Source organism: Streptomyces tricolor (genome assembly GCF_002155905.1).
Lineage (GTDB): Bacteria > Actinomycetota > Actinomycetes > Streptomycetales > Streptomycetaceae > Streptomyces > Streptomyces tricolor.
Genome location: NZ_MUMF01000374.1, coordinates 1 through 10,520 on the forward strand (window position 1 = coordinate 1; position 10,520 = coordinate 10,520).

At 73.5% G+C, this 10,520-nt stretch carries 8 protein-coding genes and 3 pseudogenes; 3 read left to right on the forward strand and 8 right to left on the reverse strand.

Annotation, left to right across the window (positions count from 1 at the left end; translation table 11 throughout):
- The 3 genes and pseudogenes from CCN44_RS25560 to CCN44_RS25570 form a co-directional block, all read right to left on the reverse strand.
- Positions 1-834 (reverse strand): annotated as a pseudogene (locus CCN44_RS25560) (ROK family protein); the annotation flags it as partial.
- Positions 835-931: 97 nt separating this feature from the next.
- Positions 932-1,588: a response regulator transcription factor gene (locus CCN44_RS25565; protein WP_059248034.1), complete on the reverse strand. Its 657-nt coding sequence runs from the start codon at positions 1,586-1,588 to the stop codon at positions 932-934.
- Positions 1,589-1,602: 14 nt separating this feature from the next.
- Positions 1,603-2,757, reverse strand: coding sequence for a sensor histidine kinase (locus CCN44_RS25570; protein WP_086699882.1), 1,155 nt, complete (start codon positions 2,755-2,757; stop codon positions 1,603-1,605).
- 107 nt (positions 2,758-2,864) lie between these two features.
- On the opposite strand from CCN44_RS25570, the gene CCN44_RS25575 reads away from it, so the two are divergent.
- The 3 genes from CCN44_RS25575 to CCN44_RS25585 all read left to right on the forward strand — a co-directional run bounded on the left by CCN44_RS25575 (position 2,865) and on the right by CCN44_RS25585 (position 5,068).
- Positions 2,865-3,785 carry an ATP-binding cassette domain-containing protein gene (locus CCN44_RS25575; RefSeq protein WP_059248032.1) on the forward strand — a complete coding sequence of 307 codons (921 nt, stop codon included), beginning with the start codon at positions 2,865-2,867 and terminating at the stop codon, positions 3,783-3,785.
- Positions 3,786-3,787: 2 nt separating this feature from the next.
- Positions 3,788-4,498: an ABC transporter permease gene (locus CCN44_RS25580; protein ID WP_086699885.1), complete on the forward strand. Its 711-nt coding sequence runs from the start codon at positions 3,788-3,790 to the stop codon at positions 4,496-4,498.
- Positions 4,499-4,624: 126 nt separating this feature from the next.
- Positions 4,625-5,068, forward strand: a complete 444-nt coding sequence (locus CCN44_RS25585; protein WP_059248030.1) for a hypothetical protein — start codon at positions 4,625-4,627, stop codon at positions 5,066-5,068.
- Here the strand turns inward: CCN44_RS25585 and mug are convergent.
- The 5 genes and pseudogenes from mug to CCN44_RS25605 all read right to left on the reverse strand — a co-directional run.
- Positions 5,029-5,559 carry a G/U mismatch-specific DNA glycosylase gene (gene mug / locus CCN44_RS25590; protein WP_079080886.1) on the reverse strand — a complete coding sequence of 177 codons (531 nt, stop codon included), beginning with the start codon at positions 5,557-5,559 and terminating at the stop codon, positions 5,029-5,031. The genes CCN44_RS25585 and mug overlap by 40 nt on opposite strands.
- A 71-nt stretch (positions 5,560-5,630) precedes the next feature.
- Entirely contained in the window at positions 5,631-7,955 is a 2,325-nt protein-coding gene (gene purB, locus CCN44_RS46495; RefSeq protein WP_331478617.1) for an adenylosuccinate lyase, read from the reverse strand.
- A gap of 9 nt (positions 7,956-7,964) precedes the next feature.
- Positions 7,965-8,360 (reverse strand): annotated as a pseudogene (locus CCN44_RS47455) (nickel-dependent hydrogenase large subunit); the annotation flags it as partial.
- A 63-nt stretch (positions 8,361-8,423) separates the two neighbouring features.
- Positions 8,424-9,512: an NADH-quinone oxidoreductase subunit B family protein gene (locus tag CCN44_RS25600; RefSeq protein ID WP_059247208.1), complete on the reverse strand. Its 1,089-nt coding sequence runs from the start codon at positions 9,510-9,512 to the stop codon at positions 8,424-8,426.
- A pseudogene (locus tag CCN44_RS25605) lies at positions 9,509-10,520 on the reverse strand (hypothetical protein); the annotation flags it as partial. The gene CCN44_RS25600 and the pseudogene CCN44_RS25605, both read right to left, overlap by 4 nt.

Here is a 10,520-nt window from a genome sequence, read left to right on the forward strand (position 1 = left end):
CGGCCACGTCGTGCACCAGCCGCTGGATGAACCGTTCGACGGCCGCCCGGGCCCGCTGGTCGCCCTTGCGCGCCAGCGCGAACACCTCGGCGACCGCCTGCTCGTCCAGCGGGTGCAGCGGCTCGTCGGTGGTGGACAGCAGCGCCTCCGGCGTCGCCTCCCGGCCCAGCAGGTGCAGCNNAGCCCGGCCAGCACGAACACCACGTCGTCCGTCTCGGTCGCCGCACCCTTCCAGTGCTCGGCCACGGCCGCCGCGTTGGCGTCGTTCTCCACCAGCACCGGACAGCGGAAGGAACGACTCAGGCGCTCGCCGAGCTTCAGCCCCGTCCACTGCGGCAGGGCCGTACCCAGCCGCACCGTGCCGTCGGCCTCCACGATCCCCGGCGTCCCCACGCCCACCGCCCGCAGCGAGCTGCNNCGCAGCAGCTCGGCGACCGCGCCGCGCAACCGGTCGAGCCGCTCGTCCGCGGCGGCCGTCTCGTCGACCTCCTTGGCCTGCGCGCCCAGCACCCGCCCGTCCAGGTCGGACAGGAGCGCCGCGACCCGGTGCGGCCCGATCTCCAGGCCCAGCAGATGCCCCGCCTCGGCCCGGAACCGGAACCGCCGGGCGGGCCGCCCCTGCCGGCGGGCGCCGCCGTCGTCGGCCGCCGCCTCCACGACCAGCCCGCCCTCGATGAGCCCCTCCACGACCCCCTCGACGGTCGGCCGGGACAGTCCGGTGACGCGGGAGATCTCGGTGAGCGTCGCGCAGTCCGTGGCACGCAGCGCGTGCAGCACCACCGCGGAATTGATCCTTCGCAGCAGCGAGGGATCGCCGCCGGTCAGCTGCCCCACCGTCCGTCCTCCCAGCTCGCGGGCGTGTTGGCCGGATCGTACTCGGCCCGGCGCGGCCCGGCGAGTGCCGGGTTCCGCCCGCGGCCGCACCCTTGCGTCACCCCGGTTCCACGAACCCCGACTCATAGGCAGCGATCACCGCCTGGGTGCGGTCGCGCGCGCCCAACTTGGCCAGGACGGCGCTCACATGCGACTTCACCGTCTCCGCGCCGACGACCAGCCGGGCGGCGATCTCGGCGTTCGACAGCCCCCGCGTCATCAGCCGCAGCACCTCCGCCTCCCGCTCGGTCAGCCGGGCCCGCTCCAGCGCGGCCCGCGCCGGCCGGTCGCCGTCGCCGTACCGGGCGGCGAGACGCCGTACGGAGGCCGGGAACAGCAGCGACTCGCCCTCCGCGACCAGCCGCACCGCGTGCACGATCTCGGCCGGGCGGGCCCGCTTCAGCAGGAACCCGTCGGCGCCCGCGCGCAGCGCGTCGTACACGTACTCGTCGTCCTCGAACGTGGTCACCACGAGGATCTTCGGCGGCTCCGGCACCGTGCGCAGCACCGCGCGCGTGGCCTCGATCCCGTCCATCAGCGGCATCCGGACGTCCATGGCCACCACGTCCGGCCGCAGTCGCCGGACCAGCGGGATGACCGCCGCGCCGTCGGCCGCCTCGCCCACCACCTCGATGTCGGGCTGTGCCTCCAGCACGGCCCGCAGACCCGCGCGGACCAGGGGTTCGTCGTCGACGAGGAGTACGGTGACCGGCATCCGGCCAGCGTAGATCAACCGAGCGGCAGCTCCGCGCGCACCTGCCAGTCGCCCTCGTCCGGGCCCGTCCGGGCGGTGCCGCCGAGCAGCGCGGCCCGCTCCCGTATGCCCCGCAGGCCGCTGCCCCGCCCGGGGCCGGGTATCGCCCCGGGCAGCGGATTGCGGACCTCCAGCGTGAGCATCCCATCGGTGACCGCGACCCGGACCCGGACGGGGACGGGCCCCGCGTGCCGCAGCACATTGGTGAGCGCCTCCTGGAGGATGCGGTGGCCCTCGCGGGACACCGGGCCCGGCACGGCCTCGACCGGCCCCGTCACCTCGGCGTCGACCTTGGCGCCGGAGGCCCGCGCCGACTCCAGCAGCCGGCCGGCCTCGGCCAGCGTGGGCCGCGCGCCGAGCGGCCGCTCGGCCTCCCGCAGCACGCCCAGCACCCGCTCCAGGTCCTCCAGCGCGGCCCGGCCGGTCTCCTCGATGGCACCCAGCGCCCGGTCGGTGAACTCCGGATCGCCGGCCGCGCGCGCGGCACCCGCCTGCACCACCGCCACCGTCAGGGCGTGCCCGATCGAGTCGTGCAACTCGCGCGCGATGCGGGTCCGTTCCAGCAGCTGCTCGGTGCGCTCCTCCAATGCGGCCAGCCGCTCGGCCGCCGACGGCCCGAGGAGCCGGCGCGCGGCGGCCGTGACCAGCTCGCCGAGCCCGACGACCACCCCGTAGAGGGCGAGCAGCGGCAGCGGCGCCAGCAGCGCCCAGGCGGGGTGCGGCGGCAGCCGGTCCAGCAGCGGGATCCCGGCCGGTGCCTCACTCCACGCCAGACGCGCCAGTTCGAAGCAGATGCCGGGCAGCCACACCGAGGCGCACACGGCCGCCGCGCCGAGCAGCATGCGCAGCTCCAGCCACAGCACCGTGCGCAGCCGGTCCCGCCAGGTCGCCGCCGGCGCCTCGGAGATGCCCGGCTCCGGCTCGCCCGGCGTGAGCAGCAGCCGCGCCTGCACCCCCTCGCCGCGCCGCACCGCGGGCACCAGCCCGAGCGGGACGAGCAGCAGCGCGGGCACCCACGGGGTCGACGGGTCGATGAAGAGCCAGACGCTGACCGCCAGCATCGGCACCCACAGATGCAGCAGACGCGTGTACGTCGTCCCGCGCAGCAGCGGGCGCAGAAGGCGAGCCATGACGTCATCGTCGCAGCCGGCACCGACAACGGACCTCCCCCGCACGGGGGAGCCGGTCTCCACCGGCGGGGGAGGAGCCGATCGCCGCGCCCGGCCAGGCTGTTGCCATGACCAGCATCGACGTACGAGACCTCACCAAGGAGTACGGCGGCCGGCGGGCCGTGGACCACCTCACCTTCCGCGTCGCCCCCGGCCGGGTCACCGGCTTCCTCGGCCCCAACGGCGCCGGCAAGTCCACGACCTTCCGCCTCCTCCTCGGCCTCGACCGGCCCACCGCCGGCACCGCCACCCTCGGCGGCCAGGCCTACGCCACGCTTCGCGAACCCCTGCGCCGGGTGGGCGCGCTGCTGGACGCCCGTGCCGCGCACGGCTCCCGCACCGCCCGCGACCATCTGCTGGCCCTCGCCGCGAGCAACCGCATCCCGGCCCGCCGGGTCGACACCGTCCTGGAGGAGACCGGCCTCGCCTCCGTGGCCCGGCGCCGGGTACGGACGTACTCCCTCGGCATGCGCCAGCGGCTCGGCATCGCCGCCGCCCTGCTCGGCGACCCCGAGGTCGTCCTGCTCGACGAACCCGCCAACGGCCTCGACCCCGAAGGCATCGTGTGGATCCGCACACTGCTGCGCCGGCTCGCCGCCGAGGGCCGTACGGTGCTGGTCTCCAGCCATCTGATGGGCGAGACCGCCGCCTTCGCCGACCACCTGCTGATCCTCGGCCGGGGCCGCCTGCTCGCCGACACACCGGTACGGGACTTCATCCACGCGCGCGTACGGCCCCACGTCCGTATCCGGACCACCGACCCCGCGGCGCTCGGCGACCTCCTCGCCCGGCACGGTCACGACGCCTCCCGCGACGAGGACGGAACCTGGACCGTGCGGCACGCGCGCGTGGACGACCTGGGCCGGCTGATGTCCGAGGCGGGCGTCCCCGTCCTGGAACTCGCCGCCGGGGAGGCCACCTTGGAGGAGGCCTACCTCGATCTGACCGCGGCCGAGGCCGAGTTCACCGCACCGCACCAGGAGGCCTGACCATGCCCTTCGCGCCCGTGCTCCACGCCGAGTGGATCAAGATCCGGACCCTGCGCTCCCTGCTGGGCGCCCTCGCCGCGATCCTCGTCGCCACCGCCGCGTTCTCGGCGCTCGCCGCCGCCGACGCGGACGGCTCCGACCCGCTGTTCTCGGTGTTCTTCGGCGTCAGCTTCGGCCAGATCGCCGCGATCGCCTTCGGTACGACGGCCGTCTCGTCGGAGTTCCGGGGCGGCGCGCTGCGGCTGTCGCTGGCGGCGGTGCCCGACCGGGGGCGCTGGTTCGCCGCCAAGGCGACGGCGATCGCCCTGCCGGCGCTGGCCGTCGGACTGCTCACCGGGTTCGTCACGCTGCTGGTGGGCCGGGCCGTCCTCGGCACGGCGGCGCCCGGCTGGACGGAGGGCCTGCGCGGCGCGGTCGGCTGCGCGCTGCACCTGACGCTGATGGCCCTGTTCGCCGCCGGACTCGCGGCCGTGCTGCGCAGCGGAGTCGCCACCCTCTCCGTGCTGATCCCGTTCCTGCTGATCGTGTCCTTCGTCATCGGCGACCTGTCCGGCTCGGCCGCCGACTTCCTGCCCGACCGGGCCGGCCAAGTCGCCCTGCACAGCAGCTGGGACGGCGCCCTCGGCCCGTGGAGCGGACTCGCGGTGACCGCGCTGTGGACGACGGCGGCCCTCCTCGCGGGTGCGTGGAGCGTGCGCCGCAGGGACGCCTGACGGTGCTGCCCGGACACCCGGCGGCGGCGCGGGCCGGCCCGACGGCGGCGCGGGGCCGCGGGGACCTGGCCGGGGGCCCGCCTGACGCGCCGCCAATTGTCAGTGGTGCCCGCTTTACTGGACCGCATGGACATCGCGAAGTGCCTGACCCTCATCGACCTGCTGTGCGCCCGGGAGTTCCCGGCGGCGCACGGCAGGACGGAGCACGGCGAGAGCGGGCCCGGCTACCACATAGCCGCCTTACAGACCAGCGAGGACTTCTGGGAGGACGACGGCACGGCATGGGAGGAGACCGCCGAGCAGTACGAGGCCGACCGGGACGGCCTCGCGGAGCGGCTCGGCGAGCGGTGGGGGCAGCCGCACCGGTTCAGCCTGTACAGCGTGCTCGACCGGACCATGGCGGGCGAGGACGTCGCGGAGCCCTGGGCCGGGCTCAGCGGCCATGTCCCGGACGTCCAGCTGTGGCGGGTCCCGCAGGCGGAGCGCTGGGTCGCCCTCGGCGTCTCCCAGTGGGACAAGGAGCTGCCGTTTCAGCTCCTCGGCATAGTGACGGACGCCGACCCGCCGTGATCCTCCGCACCGGCCGCCTCGCGCAGCCGGGCGAACTCCTCGGCCATGGTGGCGGCGGTCCAGTGGGCGTTCAGACCGCTGGGGTTGGGCAGGACCCAGATCCGGGTGTCGCCGATCGTCCGCTGCTGGGGGCCCACCCGGGCCGTGCGGTCGGCGAAGGCGGCGCGGTAGGCGGTCACCCCGACCACGGCCAGCCACCTGGGCTTCAGACGGGTCACCTTGGCGGTCAGCAGCCGCCCGCCCTCGGCATACTCCTCGGCGGTCAGCTCGTCCGCCCGCGCGGTGGCCCGCGCCACCACGTTGGTGATGCCGAGCCCGTAGGAGAGCAGCTCCCGCTGCTCGGCCGGCCGCAGCAGCCGGGGGGTGAAGCCGGACAGGTGGAGCACCGGCCAGAACCGGTTGCCGGGACGGGCGAAGTGGTGGCCGGTCGCGGCCGTCATCAGCCCCGGGTTGATGCCGCAGAACAGCACCCGGAGGCCGTCCGCGACCACGTCCGGGACGAGACGGTCGCGGGCGGCCTCCAGCTCCGCCTGCGTGAAGCGGGGAGAGCGCGGTGCGCGGGTCAGAGGATCGCTCCCGGGGTGTAGCCGGCGGCCTCCGGGTGCCGCTTGACGATCTCCTCGATCCGGCCGACGACCACACCGACCTGGTCGGCGGCGGCACCGGTGAAGGACAGCTTGTCGGCCATCAGCGCGGCCAGCTGCTCGCGGTCCAGCGGCAGGCGCTCGTCGGCGGCCAGCTTGTCGAGCAGGTCGTTGCGCTCGGCACCCTGCTCGCGCATCGCCAGCGCGGTGGCCACGGCGTTCTCCTTGATCGCCTCGTGCGCGACCTCCCGGCCGACCCCGGCCCGCACGGCGCCCATGAGCACCTTGGTGGTGGCCAGGAACGGCAGGTAGCGGTCCAGCTCACGGGCGACGACGGCCGGGAAGGCACCGAACTCGTCGAGGACGGTCAGGAAGGTCTCCAGCAGGCCGTCCAGCGCGAAGAAGGCGTCCGGCAGGGCCACCCGGCGCACCACCGAGCAGGACACGTCGCCCTCGTTCCACTGGTCGCCCGCCAGCTCGCCCGTCATCGAGGCGTAGCCGCGCAGGATGACCATCAGGCCGTTGACGCGCTCGCAGGAGCGGGTGTTCATCTTGTGCGGCATCGCCGAGGAACCGACCTGGCCCGGCTTGAAGCCCTCGGTGACCAGCTCGTGCCCGGCCATCAGCCGGATCGTCTTGGCCAGCGAGGACGGCGCCGCCGCCAGCTGCACCAGCGCGGTGACGACCTCGTAGTCCAGCGAACGCGGGTAGACCTGGCCGACGGAGGTGAAGGCCTGCGAGAAGCCCAGGTGCCGCGCGATCCGGTTCTCCAGCTCGGCCAGCTTCGCCGCGTCCCCGCCGAGCAGGTCCAGCATGTCCTGCGCGGTGCCGACCGGGCCCTTGATGCCGCGCAGCGGGTAGCGGCCGAGCAGCTCCTCCACCCGGCCGTGGGCGACGAGCAGCTCGTCGGCGGCGGTCGCGAACCGCTTGCCGAGGGTGGTGGCCTGCGCGGCCACGTTGTGCGAGCGGCCGGCCATCACCAGCTCGGCGTACTCGCCCGCGAGCTTGCCGAGGCGGGCCAGCACGGCCACCGTGCGGTCGCGCATCAGCTCCAGCGAGAGCCGGATCTGCAGCTGCTCGACGTTCTCCGTGAGGTCACGGGAGGTCATGCCCTTGTGCACGTGCTCGTGCCCGGCGAGGTCGTTGAACTCCTCGATCCGCGCCTTCACGTCGTGCCGGGTGACCTTCTCGCGCTCGGCGATCGAGGCCAGGTCGACGGTGTCGAGGACACGCTCGTAGTCGGCGATCGCCTCGTCCGGCACCTCGAAGTTCTCGTACACCTTCGTGTCGCCGCTCTTGAGCATGCCCATGGCCTCTTCCAGGAAGTGCAGGGCCATGGCGGCGGCGTAGGCGATGAAGTACGGCCGGGCGCGGTCCCGTTCGAGGGTGTTGCTCCACTTCGGGATGCGCCACTCCAGGGTCGTCTCCGGCAGCTTCTCGCCCCGGGGCAGGGTGATCTGGACGCCGCCGCCGGTCGCCTTGACGTACGGCGTGTCGACCAGGCCGCTCAGCGCGGTCGACCAGAGCCGGGCGAGGGGGCCGCCGCCGGTGTCCAGGGCGAGGTGTTCACCGGTCCCCGGGTGGTACCAGCGGGGGCTCATCACCCAGCTGTAGTTGCCCTGGAAGTCCCGCTTCTGCGGCACCGGCACCGTGGTCTGGTTCCACGGATGGCGCATGTCGACGGGGTTGCCGAGCGGGTCGTGGGTGACGAACGGCTCCTCGTTCACCCAGTCCTCGTAGAACGAGCTGCCCAGCATGATGCGCAGGCCGAGGTTGATGTCGACGAGGTCGTTGGTGACCAGCTGCCCGTCCACGATGATGCCGGGGGTGACGTACATCGCCCGGCCCCACTCGTTCATCGTCGCGTACCGGTAGTCCACGACGTCCGGGTCCTGGAAGGCACCCCAGCAGCCGAGCAGGATACGGCGTCTGCCGACCTCCTCGTAGCCGGGCAGGGCCTCGTAGAAGAAGTCGAACACGTCGTCGTTCATCGCCACCGCCTTCTTGACGAAGTCGATGACGCGCATCAGGCGGCTGAGGTAGTCGGTGAAGGTGTTCGGCTGCGGCATCGTGCCGACCCCGCCCGGGTACAGCGTGGAGGGGTGCACGTGCCGCCCCTCCATCAGGCAGAACATCTCCCGGGTGATCCGGCTGACCTTCAGCGCCTCCTTGTAGACCTCGCCCTCGAAGGGGTTGAAGGCCCGCATGATCTCGGCGATGGTCCGGTAGCCGTGGATGTCCCCGCGGGGCGCGTCGGTGCGCTCGGCGCGGGCCAGCACACCGGGGTTGGTGGCCTTCACCATCGCCTCGCAGAAGTCCACGAAGACCAGGTTGTCCTGGAAGATCGTGTGGTCGAAGATGTACTCCGCGGCCTCGCCGAGGTTGGTGATGTGCTCGGCCAGCTTGGGCGGCTTGACGCCGTAGGCCATCTGCTGGGCGTAGTTGGAGCAGGTGGTGTGGTTGTCGCCGCAGATGCCGCAGATCCGCGAGGTGATGAACCCGGCGTCCCGCGGGTCCTTGCCCTTCATGAACACCGAGTAGCCGCGGAACAGCGACGAGGTGCTGTGGCACTCCACGACTTCCCGGTTGGCGAAGTCGATCTTCGTGTAGATGCCGAGGTTGCCGATGATCCGGGTGATGGGATCCCAGGACATGTCGACGATCTGGGCGGGTCTGCGTCCCGCGGGCCGTGACTCGGTGGTGGTCATCTGCGGTACTGCCCCTCGCTGTTCGGGTCGAGCGGATCGGTGGCGGGATCGGGTCGGACGGCGTCAGGCGCGCCAGTACGGGTCGTAACCGCTGGTCAGCTTGCGCTTGTTGTGACGCCACTTGGGCTCGTGGTTCACCATGTCGTTGGTCAGCCCGCGCAGTCGCCGCACGACGGCTCCGTACGGCTTGACGAGCAGGGTCGACAGCGTGCCGCCCGGGGGTTCGTCCATGAACGGCATGAAGGCGTCGGGGAAGCTCGGCATCGTGCAGCCGATGCAGATGCCGCCGACGTTCGGGCAGCCGCCGATGCCGGCCATCCAGCCGCGCTTGGGCACGTTGCAGTTGACGACCGGGCCCCAGCAGCCCACCTTCACCTGGCACTTGGGGGAGTTGTAGTCCCGTGCGAAGTCGGCCTGCTCGTAGTACGCGGCCCGGTCGCAGCCCTCGTGGACGGTCTTCCCGAACAGCCACTGCGGGCGCAGCATGTGGTCCAGCGGCGGCGGGGGAGCGGTACCGGCCGCGTGCTGGAGCACCCAGACCAGGGTCTCCATGAAGTTCTCCGGCTGGATCGGGCAGCCGGGCACGTTGACGACCGGCAGCCCCGACCGCGCCGTGAACTCCCAGCCGAGATAGTCGGCGAGGCCCATGCAGCCGGTCGGGTTGCCGGCCATCGCGTGGATGCCGCCGAATGTCGCGCAGGTACCGGCGGCGACCACCGCCCAGGCCCTGGGCGCCAGTTCGTCGATCCACTCGTTGAGCGTCTGCGGCTGACCGGTGTCCGGGTCGTTCCCGAACGACGTCCAGTAGCCGTCGCCCTCGATGATGTTCTGGTTGGGGATCGAGCCCTCGATGACCAGGATGAACGGCTCCAGTTCCCCGCGGGCCGCCGCCCGGTAGGGGGCGAGGAAGTCCTCGCCGCCCAGGCTGGGCGAGAGCACCTTGTTGACCAGGTTCACCCTCGGCAGGCCGGGGATCAGGCCGAGCACGACGTCCTCGATGGAGGGCTGGCCGGCCGCGGTGAGGGAGACGGTGTCGCCGTCGCAGCTCATGCCCTCCGAGATCCAGAGGATGGTGATCTCCTCGAAGCCCTCCCGCTCCTCGGCCCCGCCGGGCTCGCCGCGGACGTCGGTGGTCCCGCTCTGTGTGGTCATGTCTGCGGCCTCCGTTGCAGCCGGTCGGGGAGTGGGGCGGGGGCGGCGGCCGGCGCGGGGCACGCGGCCCGGTCGAGCGGCGCCACCTCGTCGGGCCGGAAGTAGTGGAACCGGCCGTACCAGTCGTGCAGTTCGGCGGCCGGGTCGTCGTCCACCGTCACCGCCAGGCGGACGCTGCCGTCCACGTCGTGGAAGACCGCGGCCACCCGCGCGGTCCGCCCGGCCAGGAACATGTCCTGGGCGTCGGCACCCCGGCCGCGCGGGCACAGCCGCACCCGGCTGCCGCCGCCCACGGGCACCCCGGCCACCAGGACGGTGTCCGTCGACGGGCACAGCCCGTCGTCCCCGCCCTCCTGCCACCAGGCGGGCCGAGCGGCGGCGGGGCGCGGTGCGGGGGCCAGGGAGCGGATGGCGCCGTGCAGCCGGGCGAAGACCTCCCGGGGCATGGTGTCCACCCGGTCGAGGATCCGCGCGGCCCGTGGATCGGTGGCCCGGGCCTCCGCCTTCTCCTCGTCGGTCAGCAGCATGGTGCGCAGCGTGAGGATCTCGTCGATCTCCGCCGCGTCGTGCAGGTCGCCCGGGCTCTCCGGCGCCACCTGCGGATGGTCCGGGAGGATGATCGGCGCGGAGAGCAGGAGCGCGCCCGTCGCCCCGTCGCCGCCGGCCGGCTCCGGCGGCGGCCCGCCGAGCACGGGGAAGGTGAACGCGTTGCGGCAGCCGCGCGCCTGCTCCGCGAAGCCCGCGGGCGGATCGATCAGCGAGACGAACTCGGCTCCGTCCCCGACGAGCAGGGTGTGCGTGGCGAGCAGCGCCTGCCCCAGCACCGCACTGCGCGGGGCCTCGGGGCCGGCCGCGTCGGCGGTGTTCTCGGTGCGCACCCGCAGCCGGTACAGGCCGGCACCGAGCGGCTCGGCCTCGACCGTCGTCCCGCCCCGCACCTCCCGGCGCCGGCGCACGATGCGCCCCGCCCCCGCCGGCAACGGCTCGTACTCCGCGCCGGCCGGCGCG

Excerpts from the sequence above, each read along its gene's own strand:
- CCN44_RS25565 (WP_059248034.1), bottom strand. The coding sequence starts at position 1,588 with ATGCCGGTCACCGTACTCCTCGTCGACGACGAACCCCTGGTCCGCGCG.
- CCN44_RS25570 (WP_086699882.1), bottom strand. The coding sequence starts at position 2,757 with ATGGCTCGCCTTCTGCGCCCGCTGCTGCGCGGGACGACGTACACGCGT.
- CCN44_RS25575 (WP_059248032.1), top strand. The coding sequence starts at position 2,865 with ATGACCAGCATCGACGTACGAGACCTCACCAAGGAGTACGGCGGCCGG.
- CCN44_RS25580 (WP_086699885.1), top strand. The coding sequence starts at position 3,788 with ATGCCCTTCGCGCCCGTGCTCCACGCCGAGTGGATCAAGATCCGGACC.
- CCN44_RS25585 (WP_059248030.1), top strand. The coding sequence starts at position 4,625 with ATGGACATCGCGAAGTGCCTGACCCTCATCGACCTGCTGTGCGCCCGG.
- purB (WP_331478617.1), bottom strand. The coding sequence starts at position 7,955 with ATGGTGAAGGCCACCAACCCCGGTGTGCTGGCCCGCGCCGAGCGCACC.
- CCN44_RS25600 (WP_059247208.1), bottom strand. The coding sequence starts at position 9,512 with ATGACCACACAGAGCGGGACCACCGACGTCCGCGGCGAGCCCGGCGGG.